This window comes from Synechococcus sp. EJ6-Ellesmere (assembly GCF_024345875.1).
Taxonomy (GTDB): Bacteria; Cyanobacteriota; Cyanobacteriia; order PCC-6307; family Cyanobiaceae; genus Regnicoccus_A; species Regnicoccus_A antarcticus.
Map to the genome: position 1 here is coordinate 1 of NZ_JAGQBY010000068.1, position 16,024 is coordinate 16,024.

Here is a 16,024-nt window from a genome sequence, read left to right on the forward strand (position 1 = left end):
AGGCGATCGCCTGCTGCGCTGACGTAGGTGTTGGGGTCTTGCTCAAAGGGCAGCTGGATGTTGAGACCGAAGCTGTGCTCCGCTCCCGCTCCCCTGTTCTCCGCTTCCATCACCCCGCCGCCAGCGCCGGTGATCACTTCAAAGCCGGCGGCCATGGCTTCACGGCCGACCTCCTCCGCCAGCTGGTAATTGGAGCTCTGCGGCAGGCTGCGGGCCGATCCGAACACAGCCACCTTGCGGGTGCTGCGGTAGGAGTGGAAGGCAGCCAGGGCCTCATGCAGATCGCTCAGGGCACCTGAGATCAACCGCCAGTCGTCCGTGTCATCGGCGATGCGGGCCATCTCCAGAATCGAGTGAAGCGAGCGCTCGATCAGCAGGCGATGGGGATGATCAACCAGGTCATCTCCCAACCGCTCCAGCGAGGGAGAGGCAGGAGCCATCGGTGGGGGTGAGGCGGCAGGAGCTGAAGGGCTGCTCAGAGGTATTTGGCGATCGTGCCGGAGAGTGTGTTCTTGGGAACGGCACCCACCACGGTGTCCACTTTCTGCCCTCCCTTGAAGATCATCAGGGTGGGGATGCTGCGGATGCCGTACTGGCTGGCGACGTTGGGGTTCTCGTCGGTGTTGAGCTTGTAGACCTTCAGCTTGCCCTCGAATTCCTTGGCGATCTCGTCGACGATCGGAGCCACCATGCGGCACGGGCCGCACCAGGGGGCCCAGAAATCAACCAGCACGGGCACGTCACTCTTGAGCACATCCAGCTCAAAGGAAGCATCGGTGACGGCAGTGGCGCTGGACATCCGAGGGAGGGGACAAGGTGCCTGGAATCTAGCAACGAGGACCCGGAATCCCCCATGGCGGCGGAGGGACCGTAGGAAGACAAAATGCCCGGACGCGCCGGGCGGGTTGGTGTGAGGAGTGTGCGAGCCGGAGCCCCCACACCTTGAGGTTAACGCCCGTCTCCGCCGGGATTCCGTCGTTTCGGGCCTGAACAGGAGCCCTGGTGCGAGGGGCTACTTGCCCATGCCCAGCTGCTGGGCTTTCTGATACACCTTTCCTTCGGTGAGCAGGGATGGGGCCACCACCACATCGACCTGTTGCATCTCCTTAATCGTTCGGGCACCAAGGGTTCCCATCGATGTGCGCAGGGCGCCAAGAAGATTCTGGGTGCCGTCGTCGAGGCCAGCCGGACCGCGCAGGATTTTCTCGAGACTGCCGGTGGTGCCCACGCTGATCCTGGTGCCCCTGGGCAGCACCGGACTGGGGGTGGCCATGCCCCAGTGGAAGCCACGGCCTGGGGCTTCGCTGGCCCTGGCGATCGGCGAGCCGATCATCACCGCATCGGCGCCACAGGCGATGCACTTGCAAATGTCACCACCGGTGACGATGCCGCCATCGGCGACGATCGGCACGTACTGGCCTGTCTCACGCTCGTGGTCGTCGCGGGCGGCGGCGCAATCGGCCACAGCCGTGGCCTGGGGGATGCCCACACCCAGCACGCCCCGGGACGTGCAGGCGGCGCCGGGGCCGATGCCAACCATCACCGCGGCAGCGCCGGCGCGCATCAGTTCGAGAGCCACGTCATAGGTGACACAGTTGCCGATCACCACTGGAATGCCGAGATCACGGCAGAGGGCGGCCAGATCGAGGGTCTCGCGCCCGGCCGGTCCGATGTGGTCGGTGGAGACCACCGTGGCCTGAACGAAGAAGAGGTCGGCCCCGGCTTCGGCCACCGCCTGTCCAAAGCGCAGGGCCGCCGCCGGTGTGGCGCTGACGGCGGCGATGCCACCGGCGGCCTTGATCGCCGCGATGCGCTGGCGGATCAGGTCTTCGCGCACGGGCTGGGCGTAGAGCTCCTGCATCAGGGGCACGAAGGCCTCCTTGCCCACCTCAGCAATGCGATCCAGGATCGGGTTCGGGTCGTCGTAGCGGCACTGGACCCCCTCCAGGTTCAGCACCCCCAGGGCCCCGAGCCGGGACAGTTCGACCGCCACCGACACATCCACCACACCGTCCATGGCGCTGGCGATGATCGGGATCTCCCGTTCGATTCCACCGATGGTCCAGCGGCTGTCTGTCACCTCGGGATCCACGGTGCGACCGCCGGGCACCAGGGCGATCTCATCGATCCCGTAGGCGCGGCGAACGGTTCGGGATCGACCTAACTGAATGGACACCACTGGGGTTTCTGCAGTCGGGCCAAGCTATCAACCGGTCTGGCCTCAGGGTTGACCACGGAACGACGCCCAGCGCTCCCGCCACGAGGCCAGCAGGGTCTGGCGGTCGCTGCTGCGCACCAGGTGGGTGAGCACGAAGCGGCTCAGCCAGATCACCCCGGCCAGCTCCAGCAGACCGGGAACCAGGGGCAGGCTCTCGATCGCCCCCAGCAGGGCGGCGTAGATCCTGAGCAGCAGCAGCAGGCCCACAAAGCCCGCCAGCAGCTTCAGGGGGCCGCTGTACTGCTGCACCTGCCGCTGAAAGTCACCGCTGCTGAACCAGTCACGCACCTTGCCGCTGAGCAGCTCCCACTCGCCGCCTCCTTCGCCGCTCCCGCTCTCGTCACTGGCAGGGACGTGCAGAGTTGTGGCCACGGCTGGATCGGCCTGGGGCTGAACAACGGGCGCTGGCGCAGGTTCAGGATCTGGTTGAGGCTCCAAATCTGGTTGAGGCTCAAGCTCCTGGATGGGCTGCGGCTCCGGCTGCACCTCAGGCGTGGGCTCGGGTTCTGGGGCTGGTTGCGGTTCGGGCTCCACTGCAGACTCGGACCCGGTGCTGCTCACCTCAGTGTCAGCTGTCGCCGCCTCGTCCGGGGCTGATGGACCTGGCCCGGACGACGCGCTGAGATCCTCCTCACCGAGGGGGGTCGGGGATGGCAGGTCCTGGCCCTGATCGGGCTCATGGGATGCAGCAGAGGACTCGACCACCGGTTACCGCGCAAAACCGCCGGTGGAGCTTACGCCGATTCCTCCGGCTTGTCTTTGCCGCTGCTGCGCTCAGCCCTCGAGGGGAATCAGGCCCGGGCGATCACTCAGAGGGAGCAGGGGAAGTCTCAGGGGAAAGGAGCCGTCGCGCAGGCGCTGGATCAGACCGGCGCCGATTTCCTCGGCCAGGCGGGGGCTGTGGGCAGGTGCGCAACGCAGGCGGCGGGCGTCCACCTGGATCTCGCCGGCGAGCAGGTGGCTGTAGGGAACGAAGCCGAAGCTCGGCCGGATTCGCCGGGGAATCGAGAAATCGAGCACGGGGGCCTCAATCTGGTCGTCGCCGCAGGCCGCCTGACGGGCAACGGCCAGGTTGATCAGGGGAACCGGCGCCGCGATCGCCACCAGCAGGGCACTGCCATGACCTTCGAAGTGGCAGGGGCGGATCCACTCGCCCTTCAGCCCCGCCAGGTCGCCGCTCACCGCCGCTACGGCCCCCGGCCCGCGGGCATGGCCGCTCGGCAGCCGCCGGATCTGCGGCTGATGGCCGCTGCCGGCGCCGATCACCCAGCCGATCGCTCCTCCCACCAGAACCGGCGAGCCGGGGCCCAGCAGGCTGAGGCCAGGCATGGTCAGGCCGATGCTGCGAGATCCACCACTGCTGTAGAGAGCACTCCCGTACGGGCCCAGCAGGGGGCCGTACGGGCTGTGGGTGACTCCTTCGGCGCTGCTCACCGCCACGATGCCGTTTTCGCTGATGGCCCGGTGCAGCAGCAGGCGTGCCACGCCCAGGCTTTCGAGCTTGAGCCGGGCCTGGAGTTCACGGCGCGGATGCAGGGCCGTGCCTTCACCACTGGCCACCAGCTCCACCTCCAGGCCCGCCAGCAACTTCCCCAGCACCTGGGCGCCGCCCCGCTGCTCCGGGTCCGAGATCCCTCCTCCGATTGGAAGGGTCAGGCCGCCGCTGCCGCTGGAGCCCAGGGCCATGACCCCATCCAGCCGCGCCTCGCGCAGGCGCATGGGCGGATCACAGGGGCCGAGGCTGAGCTGGAGCGTGGCCTGGTCGGTGAACTCGGCGTTCGCGGCCACCACCACCTCGGTGCGGGAGTAGGCCGCCTCCAGTCCCTCGGCGGCCACCAGGGCCCGGTAGTCCGCAGCGCTCCTCACCGCCAGATCACCGGCGCTCTGGCGCTCCTGCAGCTGCGCTTCGGTGCGGGAGCGAGGGGGGGCGGATCCCATCGGCGCAAGCAGCCCGGAGACGGTGGACCCAGCCTCGCTTAACCTGGCCTTCGGCAGTGTGGTGAGAGATGGCGGATCCAACGGGTCCCGGCGAGTCCGACGGACGGATCATCCAGACCGACCTGCGCAATGAGATGTCGCGCTCCTACCTGGAGTACGCGATGAGCGTGATCGTGGGCCGGGCTCTGCCCGACGCCCGCGACGGGCTCAAGCCGGTGCACCGGCGCATCCTCTACGCGATGTACGAGCTCGGTCTCACCAGCGACCGGCCCTACCGCAAGTGCGCCCGGGTGGTGGGCGAGGTGCTCGGCAAATACCACCCCCATGGGGATACGGCCGTCTACGACGCCCTGGTGCGCATGGCCCAGGACTTCTCGATGCGCATGCCGCTCATCGATGGGCACGGCAACTTCGGCTCGGTCGACAACGACCCCCCGGCGGCGATGCGGTACACCGAATCGCGGCTGCAGGCGCTCACCACCGACAGCCTGCTGGAAGACATCGAAGCGGAAACCGTCGATTACATCGACAACTTCGACGGTTCGCAGCAAGAACCCACGGTGATGCCGGCGCGGGTTCCTCACCTTCTGTTGAATGGCTCGTCGGGCATCGCGGTGGGCATGGCCACCAACATCCCGCCTCATAACCTCACCGAACTGATCAATGGCCTGCTGGCCCTGATCGCCGATCCGGAGCTTGATGACCGGGCCCTGCTGGCCCTGATTCCCGGGCCTGATTTTCCCACCGGCGGTCAGATTCTGGGCCGCCGCGGCATCCGCGAGACCTACACCACCGGCCGCGGCTCAGTGACCATGCGCGGGGTGGCCTCGATCGAAACACTGGAAATTCCCGGCCGGCCCGATCGCGATGCCGTGATCATCACCGAGCTCCCGTATCAGACCAACAAAGCGGCGCTGATTGAGCGCATCGCCGAGATGGTCAACGACAAGAAGCTCGACGGCATCTCCGACATTCGCGACGAAAGCGATCGCGATGGCATGCGCATCGTGATTGAACTGCGCCGGGATGCCTATCCGCAGGTGGTGCTGAACAATCTGTTCAAGCTCACACCTCTGCAGAGCAATTTCAGTGCCCATATGCTGGCGCTGGTCAACAGCGAACCGGTGCTGCTCACCCTGCGGCGGATGCTGCAGGTGTTCCTCGAGTTCCGCATCGAGACAATCGAGCGGCGCACCCGTTACTTCTTGCGCAAGGCTGAGGAACGGGATCACATCCTCCTGGGTCTGCTGCTGGCCCTCGATCAACTGGATCCGATCATCGCCCTGATCCGTGCGGCCTCGGATGCGGCCACGGCCCGTCTGCAGTTGCAGGAGCGCCACGGTCTCAGTGAGATCCAGTCTGACGCGATTCTGCAGATGCAGCTGCGCAGGCTCACCGCCCTCGAAGCCGACAAGATCCGCCTGGAGCATGAGGATCTTGTCACCAAGATCGCCGACTACAAGGACATCCTGGGCCGGCGGGAGCGGGTGCTCGGACTGATCGAAGCCGAATTGATTCAGCTGCGCGAGCGCTACCCGTCTGAGCGCCGCACCGAGATTCTTGATCTCGAGGGTGGGCTTGAAGACATCGATCTGATCGCCAATGAGCGATCCGTGGTGCTGCTCACCGAGAACGGCTATCTCAAGCGCATGCCGGTGAGCGAGTTCGAGGCCACCAGCCGCGGCACCCGCGGCAAGGCCGGAACCCGCAGCCAGGGTGAGGAGGCGGTGCGCCTGTTCATCAGCTGCAACGACCACGACACCCTGCTGTTGTTCAGCGATCGCGGCGTGGTCTATGCCGTGCCGGCCTATCGGGTGCCGGTGGGAAGTCGTGGTGCGAAGGGCACCCCGGTGGTGCAGTTGCTGCCGATTCCCCGCGAAGAGCAGATCACCTCGCTGGTGGCTGTGAGTGCCTTCGACGACGATGTTCAGCTGCTGATGCTCACCAGCGGCGGCTACATCAAGCGCACCAGACTCTCGGCTTTCGCCAACATCCGCTCCAACGGCCTGATCGCCATCAGCCTCGAAGACGGCGACGCCCTGCGCTGGGCGCGGCTGGCCCTGCCCGGCGACAGCGTCCTGATCGGTTCGCTCAAGGGGATGACGATCCACTTCCGCCTCACCGATGGGGAACTGCGGCCCCTGGGCCGCACTGCCCGGGGTGTGCGCGCCATGGCCCTGCGGCCTGGGGATGAGCTGGTGAGCATGGACGTGCTGCCGGCTGAACTGGCCGATCAGGTGGCCAGCTCGTCCGCATCCGAAAACGAGGAGGAGGATGCTCCGGAGGCTGGCGAGAGTTCCGATGGGCCCTGGGTGCTGGTGGCGTCCGCCAGCGGGCTTGGTAAGCGGGTGCCGGTGACCCAGTTCCGTCTGCAGCGCCGGGCCGGTCTGGGCCTGCGCGCCATCAAGTTCCGTCGCGACGGGGACGTGCTGGTGGGGCTGACGGTGATGGGCCCCGGGGAGGAACTGCTGCTGGTGAGTGAGCGGGGGGTGATCGTGCGCATGCAGGCCGACGCGATTCCCCAGCAGTCGCGGGCTGCCACGGGTGTGCGCCTGCAGAAGCTCGACAGCGGTGATCGTCTCAGTGAGGTGGTGCTCGTGCCCCCGGCCCCCGATGAGGAGGATCTCGCTGACACCGCTGAGACCACCACGGCACCGGAGTCCCCCTGACGCTCCCCCCCGCGGCCGACGTGCTGGTGCTCGGGGCCGGCCCGGCGGGGCTGGCGATCGCCAGTGAGCTCGTTCCCCTCGGCCTGCGGGTGATGGGGCTGGCTGCAGGCGATCCAGCCAGCCCATGGCCGAACACCTACGGCATCTGGGCTCCGGAGCTGGATCAGCTCCACCTCTCCCATCTGCTGGAGCATCGCTGGTCGAACTGCGTCAGTTATTTCGGAGCCGATCCCGTGGCGCTCAGCCACGACTACGGCCTGTTTGATCGTGGGAAACTCCAGGGCCACTGGCTGGGGCGCTGCTCCGGCATGGATTGGCGGCAGGGACTGGCGGCTGAGCTGAGCCACGACACGCAGGGCTCCCAGGTGACCACCCGGGAGGGGGAGGTGCTCAGGGCCCGCCTGGTGATCGACACCACTGGCCACGACCCGGTGTTCGTGCGCCGGCCGGCCCTGGGGCCCGTGGCCGCACAGGCTGCCTACGGGATTGTGGGCCTCTTCACGGCGGATCCGGTGCCGCCTGGCCAGTTCGTGCTGATGGACTACCGCAGCGAGCACCTGAGCCCGGAGGAGCGCCAGGGTCCCCCAACGTTCCTGTACGCCATGGACCTGGGCGAGGGGCGCTTCTTCGTGGAGGAAACCTCCCTGGCTCTGGCGCCGCCGGTGCCGATCGAGGTGCTCCAGGATCGCCTGAGGCGAAGGCTGGCCCATCGGGGCGTGGCGGTGCTGCAGGTGGAGCACGAGGAGCGCTGCCTGTTCCCGATGAATCTGCCGCTGCCCGACTTCAGCCAGCGGGTGCTGGGCTTCGGAGGGGCCGCCAGCCTGGTGCACCCCGCTTCGGGCTACCTGGTGGGCTCCCTGCTGCGGCGCGCCCCCGGTCTGGCGGCTGCCATCGCCGCCGCCCTGGCCAGACCTGATCTCTCCGCCGCCCAGGTGGCCGAGACGGCCTGGGGCGCCCTTTGGACACCGGAGCTGGTGCGCAAGCACGGCATCTACCAGTTCGGCCTGGAGAAGCTGATGCGTTTCTCCGAGCAGGACCTGCGCGAGTTCTTCAGCACCTTCTTCGCCCTGCCCGAGCGGCAGTGGTATGGGTTCCTGACCAACACCCTCAGCCTCAGCGAGCTGGTGGCGGCGATGGTGCGCCTGTTTGCCCAGGCACCAGCTGATGTGCGCTGGGGGCTGATGCAGCCGAAGGGGCGCGAGGCGCAGTTGCTCTGGCGGGCCGTGCGGGGGTAGCCGACCCGCGGATGCTCAACGGAACACCAGCACTGGCAGGGCGGCATGGATCAGCACCCTCTGAGTCTGGCTGCCCAGCAACAGTCCGCTCAGGCCCCGGCGCCCATGGGAGGCCATGAAGATCAGATCGCAGCCGTGTTGAGCGGCCGCCTCGATGATCGCCTCATGGGGCAGATCGTTGATCACCCCCTCACTGCTGCAGGGCACACCGGCGCTCTCGGCCACGGCTTGGGCGTCCGCCAGAATCCGCTCGGCATTTTCCCGCGCCACGAGGCTGAGGTGCTCCAACGTGCCGGCATCGAGCATGGTTCCGGTGCCCACCATCGACACCGGCAGGACACTGCGGGCATTGAAGAAGGTGATGCGCGCACCCACCTCCTTGGCGAAAGCCACGGCCCCATGAACGGCCTTCACGGAGATGTCGGATCCGTCGATGGGAACGAGCAGATGGGAGTACATGGCTGCAGGCCTGGGGTATGGCAAGCCCAAGGAAGTCCTTACCAAGGAGCGTACCTGGGCTGGTGCCGGAGTTCTTCAGCCAGGGGCGGCGGCGGGCCGCTGCAACCGTCGCACAGCGGAGTCGTAGAGGGCTTGCCCCTTCCAGGAGACCGCCACAATCACTGGCAGGGCCAATAGGAGCAGCACGGCGAGCTGAAGGGGCGCGCTGCTCGGGAATCCGTGGCTGGTGAAGAGCAGAAAGATGGGCCGGTGAAAGAGATACATGAAGAAACTGGCGGTGCTGATCGCCAGAATCAGGGGGGGCAGACGCAGATGGCGGCCCCAGCGCTCACAGACCAAAAAGGTCAGCAGCGGACCGAACACCGCCAGGGGGATGGCATTGAGGCTCGAGTCGATCCTGGCCTGGTGATGGAAGGAGAACAGGGTGGCCGCCACGGTGGCCAGGGCCGTGAGGGCGATGGTGCGGAATCTCACCCTTGGCTCCACCAGCGCCGGGGAGAGCACAAGGCCTGCCACGAAGGACGGGAAGTAGAGGAACAGGCGCGCATCCACTCCATCCAGCAGTTTGCCCAGCAGCACGTTGAGGCCGATGATCCCGGCACACACCACCAGGCGGTTCGATGTCCAGCTCCAGGGCGTCTGGCCCAGGCTGTGAACCAGCAGCAGCAGCAACGGCGCGAGCAGGTAGAACATCACGATCATCGAGATGTACCTGAGGGTCAGGGGTGGCTCCAGGCTGAAACTTGCGCTCAGAAGTGCCGCCCCGATGAACTGACCCGGCTTGAGCAGTCCGCAGAGATCGAAGAGCAGCAGGGCCGCCAGGTAGGGGGGATAGATCCGGACCATCCGCCGCTGGTAGAACCGCCAGACTTCGGCAGCATTCGTGATCCGGGACCTGCCGATCAGATGCCCGGAGATGAACACGAACAGCCCCAGCACCACCACCGTCACCCGGTAGGTGACGTCGTTCTTGTAGCCATCGATCGATTCGGCGTAGCCCAGCAGGTGCCAGAAGCCGACGATCCAGAGGATGCAGGTGGCCCGCATCAGATCGATGGCCTGATTGCGCTGGCGCGGGGCCGGCGTGCTCAGCGGCTGTTGCTCAGGCATGGGTGAGGGGTCGCTCGTCGGTTGGTGGATAAGGCTGCTGGCCGCTGACACTGGCCCAGTCCGCCGCGTTCAGCTGGGGAAACAGACCATCGTCGGCCTCGATGGCTTCGAGCCAGCCCTCTGGCAACGCCGCGCCGGTGTCGATGGCATGCATCAACCGCCAGAAACGATCGAGATGGCGGTGGATCCGCTCCCGGGCCAGCCCGGTGGTGGTGCCGGCCCGGAGGATGAAACTCCAGTCTGAGCTCTGGGCCAGCAGCAGTTCCCGTCCCGCCTGGGTGAGCAGCCGCCTCTGGCGCTCCGTGGCCACGCCGCCGTTCACCTGCTTCACCATCGCCGCGGAGGCGCGATGCCACTCCGGCACCACCCAGGCATTGCTCTGGTTGAGCCAGTAGTGGTGGTAGCCCCCCTGCCCCCAGCTCGAGGGGGAAGGCCGGCAGATCTGCAGGGGCTCCCCCCGCTCAAGGGAGCCGCGCAGGCTGCTGAACTCCACGCCAGCGGCAGGTCCCTGACGGAACAGTTCGGCGAGAAACTGGGGTCCCTCATACCACCAGTGGCCGAACAACTCCGCGTCGAAGGGTGCCACCAGCAGGGGGGGGCGGGCCATGGCCGCAGCCAGGACCGCCAGCTCCTCGCTGCGGCCGGCCAGGTAGGCGCTGGCGTGCTCCACCGTCCGGCTGGCCGCTGCCACCGGGTCGTAGGGCAGCTTCTGATCGAGCGCCGAGCCCTGGCTGCTGACCCGGTGCAGTTTCAGGCCGAGGGGCCTGGAGCTGGTGATGCCCTGGTCCTGGAGTTCGGCTTCGGGCAGATCCCAGCCCAGGTCGCGGTGAAACTCCCGGTAGCTGCCAGCACCTGGATACCCTTCCGAGGCCGACCACACCGGCAGGGTGGCGGCGCCATCGCGGGCAAAGAAGGCGATGCCCGCCGGCGAGCAGATCGGCGCGTACACCCCATAACGAGGCCTTGGCAGAGCATGAAGCAGGCCATGGGCATCGAGAACGGCGTAGCGCAGGCCGCACTGCCGCAGCAGCAGATCGAGACCCTCGTAGTAGGCGCACTCCGGCAGCCAGATGCCAAGCGGTCGCTCCCCCAGTAACCGTTGGTGCTCGCGCACGGCATTGATCAGCTGGGCCCGCACGGCTTCGGGGCAGTGACGCAGCAGCGGCAGGTAGCCGTGGGTTGCGGCGCAGGTGAGCAGGTCAAGCACCCCGTCCTGCTGCAGTTGCCGGAAGCGGTGCAGCAGCTGGCCGCCGCTTTCGACCCAGCTCTGGCGGGTGCTCTCGAGGGTGTCGGCCAGGGCGGTGGCGGCGCTGCGGTGGCTGGACGGGGCCTGATGAAGTAACCGTTGGCGCTGGGCGAGCCAGTCGGGGAAGCGCGCGCTCAGCACGGGATCGCTGATCAGGCTGAGCAGGGTGGGCGAGAGCCCGAGGCTGAGGCAGGGCTGCTGGGCGGGATCATCCCGGCTGGCTTCCAGCACCTGGAGCAGCGGCAGATAGCTCTCCAGCAGGGCCTGGAAGTACCAGTCTTCCTCCAGGGAGCCTGGCTGGCTGTCCCGGACAAAGGGGAGATGGGCATGAAGGACCAGGGCCAGGGTGCCTGTGGCCATCGACCATCCATCAATGAAGCCACCTTACGGCGCACCCTTCTGCGAGTTCTCAAGGCCACACGTCTCTACGCTGAACCCATGAGACGAGATGGGTTTCGGGTGGATCAAGGCAAGATCCGGCGCGTGGTGATCGTGGATGGCCACGGCATGTTCTACGCCCAGCAGAAGCTGGGCTGGTTCTTCGATCCACGTCGGCTGCTGGAGTTGGCCACCGCCGACCCTGGCGTGGAACTTGATGGCGCCTACTGGTACACGGGCCTGAAGGATCCGGCCGATCAGAGGCCGTTCCGTGATGCGCTCACCAGCCTTGGCTACACGGTTCGCAGCAAACCCCTGCGGGAATTCGGCGCGGATCCCGAGCACCGCCAGTTCGCCCGGGCGAACCTCGATGTGGAGATCTGCCTGGACCTGATGATGGTGGCCCACCGCCTGGATGAGGTCTGGATGTTGAGCGGCAGCCGGGATCTGGAGCGGCTTGTGGAAACCCTGCGGGCCAAGGGCATCCGGATCACGCTGCTGAATGCCGATGGGATGGTGCCCCGGGAGCTGCGCAACGCTGTGGATGTCTTCCTGGATCTGGCCGGGCGGCGCAAGCAACTGGAGAAGGCCGAAGCGGCTCAGGCGCCGGTGTTTCAGCGGGGCCTGGAGAGTCCGCTGCGGGTCGAGCCGCTCAGCCGGGAGCTGGTGCGACGTCCGCAGGAGCGTCAGGAGAGCGGTCCCAGGGAGGTGGTGATCGCCCCACCCCTCTAGGATCGATTCAACTCATAGTCACATCGACTTGCAACGGTCATGGCCAAGGACCCCGGCCGCGTTCTGATCTTCGACACCACCCTCCGGGATGGTGAGCAATCCCCCGGGGCCAGCCTCAACCTGGAGGAGAAGCTGGCGATTGCCCACCAGCTTGCGCGCCTGCGCGTCGACATCATTGAAGCCGGCTTTCCCTTCGCCAGCCCCGGTGATTTCAATGCGGTTCAGCGCATCGCCGCCGCTGTCGGCACCCCCGAAGGGCCGGTGATCTGTGGCCTGGCCCGGGCTGCCCGCGGCGACATCAAGGCCTGCGCAGAAGCGGTGGCCCCCGCCGCCAACCGCCGCATTCACACCTTCATCGCCACCAGCGACATCCATCTGGAGCACAAGCTGCGCAAGAGCCGCGCCGAGGTGGTGGCGATCACCGCAGAGATGGTGGCCTATGCCCGCTCCCTCGTCGAGGACGTGGAATTCTCCTGCGAGGACGCTGGCCGCTCCGATCCTCACTACCTCTATGAGGTGATCGAGGCCGCCATCGCCGCTGGCGCCACCACGATCAACATCCCCGACACCGTGGGCTACACCACCCCGGCCGAATTCGGGGGCCTGATCGCCGGCATTGAGGCCCATGTGCCCAACATTGATCAGGCGGTGATCTCGGTGCACGGCCATAACGACCTCGGTCTGGCGGTGGCCAACTTCCTCGAGGCGGTCAAGAACGGTGCCCGCCAGCTGGAGTGCACGATCAACGGCATCGGCGAGCGGGCCGGCAACGCCTCTCTCGAAGAGCTGGTGATGGCGCTGCATGTGCGCCGGGCCTATTTCAACCCCTTCCTCGGCCGCCAGGCCAGCAGCAGCGAGCCGCTCACAGGGGTGCGCACCGAGGAGATCTACAAGACTTCTCGCCTGGTGAGCAATCTCACCGGCATGGCGGTGCAACCCAACAAAGCGATCGTGGGTGCCAACGCCTTTGCCCATGAATCGGGCATCCATCAGGACGGTGTGCTCAAGAACCGCCTCACCTACGAGATCGTCGATGCCCGCACCATCGGCCTGGCCGACAACCGCATCTCCCTCGGCAAACTGAGCGGCCGCAGTGCCTTCCGGGCGCGCCTGGAGGATCTGGGCTACACCCTCGAGCGCGACGACCTCGACGAGGCTTTCGCCCGCTTCAAGGAGCTGGCCGATCGCAAGCGGGAAATCACCGACCGGGATCTCGAGGCGATCGTGAGTGATCAGGCCCAGCAGACCGAGGCCCGTTACGTGCTCAAGCTGGTGCAGGTGAGCACGGGCACCAACCTGCAGCCCACCGCCACCGTGACTCTCACCACCAGTGATGGCGCCGAGCTCACCGAGGCCGCCATCGGCACCGGTCCGGTCGATGCCGTCTGCCAGGCCCTCAACAGCCTGGCGCGGGTGCCCAACGAGCTGGTGGAGTTCAGCGTCAAGTCGGTCACCGAGGGCATCGATGCCATGGGCGAGGTCACGATCCGCCTGCGCCACCATGGGGTGCTCTACGCCGGCCATGCCGCTGACACCGACATCGTGGTGGCTGCGGCCCAGGCCTTCGTCAATGCCCTCAACCGGCTGGTGCACGGGATGGAGCGCCAGCCCCTGCACCCTCAGAAAGCGTCTCTGCCGGTGGCGGAGCTGCCGCGGCTGTGAAGGAGCAGCGGCCTCTCTGGGTGAGCGCCCTGCAGCTGGTGTCCCTGCTGTTGCTGGCCCTGCTGATGTTGGTGCCTCTGCTCTGGCTGGTGAGCACCTCGCTCAAGGGCCCCGCCGAAAACATCTTCTCCACCCCGCCGTCGCTGATTCCCGCCCAGCCGAGCCTGGAGGCCTATGGCCGCCTCTTCGCCGACCATCCCCTGGGCCTGTACCTGTTCAACAGCACGGTGGTGAGCCTGCTGGCGGTGCTGGGAAATCTGCTGTTCTGTTCGCTGGCGGCCTATCCGCTGGCACGGATGCGCTTCGCCGGCCGCGGCCTGGTGCTGGCCCTGGTGGTGGCCACCATCCTGATTCCCTTTCAGGTGGTGATGATTCCGCTCTATCTGATGATGGTGCAGCTGGGCCTGAGAAACACCCTCTGGGCCTTGATTGTCCCCCAGGCAGCCACGGCCTTCGGCATCTTTCTGCTGCGTCAGAGTTTTCTCGGGGTGCCTGTGGAGCTGGAGGAAGCGGCCCGCATTGATGGCTGCACTCCGGTGGGGGAATGGTGGAACGTGATGATTCCCGCGGCCAGGGCCGACCTGATCACCCTGGCGATGTTCGTGTTCATCGGCACCTGGAGTGACTTCCTCTGGCCCCTGGTGATCCTCGACGACCCCAGGCTTTACACCCTGCCCCTGGGACTGCAGCAACTGGCCAGCAGTTTCTCCCTCGACTGGCGCCTGGTAGCGGCAGGATCGGTGGTTTCGATCCTGCCGGTGCTGGTGCTGTTCGTGCTGCTGCAGCGCTACATCCTCCCCAGCGCCAGCGGTGATGCGGTGAAGGGCTGAGCCCTACCACGACAACGACCAGCTCCACGGCCTGGGTTCATGGGCCGGGATTCACTCCTGTGCGAACAAAGTGCATCGCCTTGCTGGTGTTGGTTCTGCCCTCGGTACTCTGCGTTCCTGAGAGTCGATCACCCACCGGGCGCCGGAATGGAGACCAGCCTGGTTCTGCAGAATCTGCTCTCACCGCCGGTGCTGTTCTTCGCCCTCGGGGTGATCGCCGTGCTGGTGGGCTCCGACCTGGAGATCCCGGCGCCGCTGCCGAAGCTGTTCTCCCTCTACCTGCTGCTGGCGATCGGCTTCAAGGGGGGGGTGGAGTTGCTCCACAGCGGCCTCGGTCCCCAGGTGATCAGCACGATCGCGGCGGCGATGCTGATGTCGGCCATGGTGCCCCTCTACAGCTTCCTGGTGCTCAAGCGCCAGCTCGACACCTTCAACGCGGCGGCGATCGCCGCCACCTATGGCTCGATCAGCGCCGTCACCTTCATCACGGCCGAGAGCTTCCTGGGCCTCACCGGCATGCCCCACGACGGCTTCATGGTGGCGGCCCTGGCGCTGATGGAATCCCCGGCGATCATCGTCGGCCTGCTGCTGGTGAAGCTGGCCTCCGGCGAAGCGGCCGAACAACCCCGGGAGGGGATCCGCTGGGGCTCACTTCTGCATGAGGCCTTCCTGAACAGCTCCGTGCTGCTGCTGGTGGGCAGCCTGGTGATCGGTGGCCTGGTGGCGGCCTTCAGTCCGTCGGGGCTGGGCAAGATGGAGCCCTTCACCGGCGAGCTCTTCTACGGAGCCCTCAGCTTCTTTCTGCTCGACATGGGCATCGTGGCGGCCCAGCGGGTGGGGGATCTCAGGCGGGCCGGAGCTTTCCTGATCGGCTTCGCCCTGCTCATGCCCCTGTTCAATGCCGGGGTGGGACTGGCGGTGTCTTGGATGCTGGGGCTTCCGCAGGGGGATGCCCTGCTGTTCATGGTGCTCAGTGCCAGTGCCTCTTACATCGCCGTGCCAGCGGCGATGCGGATGACCGTGCCGCAGGCCAGCCCGAGCCTCTATATCTCCACCGCCCTGGGGGTGACCTTCCCGTTCAACATCGTTGTGGGCATCCCGCTCTACATGGCGATGGTGAGGCTCGTCATCCCTGCCGTCTGACCCCTCTCTGAATGTCCGGCCCTTGCCATGCAACGCCTCGATCTGATCTGCAGTGAACGGGAACTCGAGCGGGTGGTTCACCTGATCGACACCGCCGGTGCTCCCGGCTACTCGGTGGTTCGTCATGTCACGGGCCGCGGACCCCATGGCTCCGTCTCGGAGTCGATGGAGTTCAGCGGCCTGGGAGCCAATGTCCACGTGATCGTGTTCTGCGAGAGCGAGGCGCTCGAGACCCTCCGCCAGGGGCTGCGGCCGATCCTGGAGTACTACGGAGGGGTTGGCTTCGTCTCCCAGGCCGAGCCGCTCTGAGCACCAGCCCCAAACCCTTCATGGCCAGCGATCCCGCCATCGCCGCGTTCGGCTCAAGCTTCACCGCCATCACCCTGGCGGAGCTGGGGGACAAG

14 protein-coding genes and 1 pseudogene are annotated in these 16,024 nt (G+C 66.7%); 7 read left to right on the forward strand and 8 right to left on the reverse strand.

Going from position 1 to position 16,024, the window contains the following annotated elements; genetic code table 11:
- The 5 genes and pseudogenes from KBY78_RS08870 to KBY78_RS08890 form a co-directional block, all read right to left on the reverse strand.
- A pseudogene (locus KBY78_RS08870) lies at nt 1-440 on the reverse strand (Rossmann fold nucleotide-binding protein); the annotation flags it as partial.
- A 35-nt stretch (nt 441-475) separates the two neighbouring features.
- Nucleotides 476-799, reverse strand: coding sequence for a thioredoxin (trxA, locus tag KBY78_RS08875; RefSeq protein ID WP_006170349.1), 324 nt, complete (start codon nt 797-799; stop codon nt 476-478).
- A gap of 213 nt (nt 800-1,012) precedes the next feature.
- Nucleotides 1,013-2,176: a GuaB3 family IMP dehydrogenase-related protein gene (locus KBY78_RS08880; protein ID WP_006170350.1), complete on the reverse strand. Its 1,164-nt coding sequence runs from the start codon at nt 2,174-2,176 to the stop codon at nt 1,013-1,015.
- A gap of 45 nt (nt 2,177-2,221) precedes the next feature.
- Nucleotides 2,222-2,590 (reverse strand): CAAD domain-containing protein, encoded by a 369-nt coding sequence (locus KBY78_RS08885; protein ID WP_255143293.1) that lies wholly within the window; start codon nt 2,588-2,590, stop codon nt 2,222-2,224.
- Between the two features lie 402 nt (nt 2,591-2,992).
- A complete protein-coding gene (locus tag KBY78_RS08890; RefSeq protein ID WP_255143288.1) occupies nt 2,993-4,156 on the reverse strand; it encodes a homocysteine biosynthesis protein in 1,164 nt (387 codons plus the stop codon).
- A 68-nt stretch (nt 4,157-4,224) separates the two neighbouring features.
- Between KBY78_RS08890 and gyrA the strand changes: the two genes are divergently transcribed.
- Both gyrA and crtL read left to right on the forward strand, forming a co-directional pair.
- Complete coding sequence (gene gyrA / locus KBY78_RS08895; protein WP_255143289.1) at nt 4,225-6,825, forward strand: DNA gyrase subunit A; 2,601 nt, start codon at nt 4,225-4,227, stop codon at nt 6,823-6,825.
- Nucleotides 6,822-8,060, forward strand: coding sequence for a lycopene beta cyclase (crtL, locus tag KBY78_RS08900; RefSeq protein WP_255143294.1), 1,239 nt, complete (start codon nt 6,822-6,824; stop codon nt 8,058-8,060). The genes gyrA and crtL overlap by 4 nt, the downstream gene beginning before the upstream one ends.
- Nucleotides 8,061-8,075: 15 nt before the next feature.
- Here the strand turns inward: crtL and KBY78_RS08905 are convergent, their stop codons facing one another.
- The 3 genes from KBY78_RS08905 to KBY78_RS08915 all read right to left on the reverse strand — a co-directional run bounded on the left by KBY78_RS08905 (nt 8,076) and on the right by KBY78_RS08915 (nt 11,235).
- Nucleotides 8,076-8,519, reverse strand: a complete 444-nt coding sequence (locus tag KBY78_RS08905; RefSeq protein WP_006170355.1) for a universal stress protein — start codon at nt 8,517-8,519, stop codon at nt 8,076-8,078.
- A gap of 75 nt (nt 8,520-8,594) precedes the next feature.
- Nucleotides 8,595-9,629 carry an acyltransferase gene (locus KBY78_RS08910; protein ID WP_255143290.1) on the reverse strand — a complete coding sequence of 345 codons (1,035 nt, stop codon included), beginning with the start codon at nt 9,627-9,629 and terminating at the stop codon, nt 8,595-8,597.
- Complete coding sequence (locus tag KBY78_RS08915; protein WP_255143291.1) at nt 9,622-11,235, reverse strand: glycoside hydrolase family 57 protein; 1,614 nt, start codon at nt 11,233-11,235, stop codon at nt 9,622-9,624. The genes KBY78_RS08910 and KBY78_RS08915 overlap by 8 nt, the downstream gene beginning before the upstream one ends.
- Before the next feature lie 78 nt (nt 11,236-11,313).
- Between KBY78_RS08915 and KBY78_RS08920 the strand changes: the two genes are divergently transcribed.
- From KBY78_RS08920 to KBY78_RS08940, 5 genes are all read left to right on the forward strand, one after another.
- Nucleotides 11,314-11,985, forward strand: a complete 672-nt coding sequence (locus KBY78_RS08920; protein ID WP_315856656.1) for an NYN domain-containing protein — start codon at nt 11,314-11,316, stop codon at nt 11,983-11,985.
- A gap of 39 nt (nt 11,986-12,024) precedes the next feature.
- Complete coding sequence (locus KBY78_RS08925) at nt 12,025-13,647, forward strand: 2-isopropylmalate synthase (protein ID WP_006170359.1); 1,623 nt, start codon at nt 12,025-12,027, stop codon at nt 13,645-13,647.
- A gap of 65 nt (nt 13,648-13,712) precedes the next feature.
- Entirely contained in the window at nt 13,713-14,477 is a 765-nt protein-coding gene (locus KBY78_RS08930; RefSeq protein WP_050751424.1) for a carbohydrate ABC transporter permease, read from the forward strand.
- 147 nt (nt 14,478-14,624) lie between these two features.
- Entirely contained in the window at nt 14,625-15,620 is a 996-nt protein-coding gene (locus tag KBY78_RS08935) for a sodium-dependent bicarbonate transport family permease (protein ID WP_255143292.1), read from the forward strand.
- 27 nt (nt 15,621-15,647) lie between these two features.
- Nucleotides 15,648-15,929 (forward strand): P-II family nitrogen regulator, encoded by a 282-nt coding sequence (locus KBY78_RS08940; RefSeq protein WP_006170363.1) that lies wholly within the window; start codon nt 15,648-15,650, stop codon nt 15,927-15,929.
- The last annotated feature ends 95 nt before the right edge of the window (nt 15,930-16,024 follow it).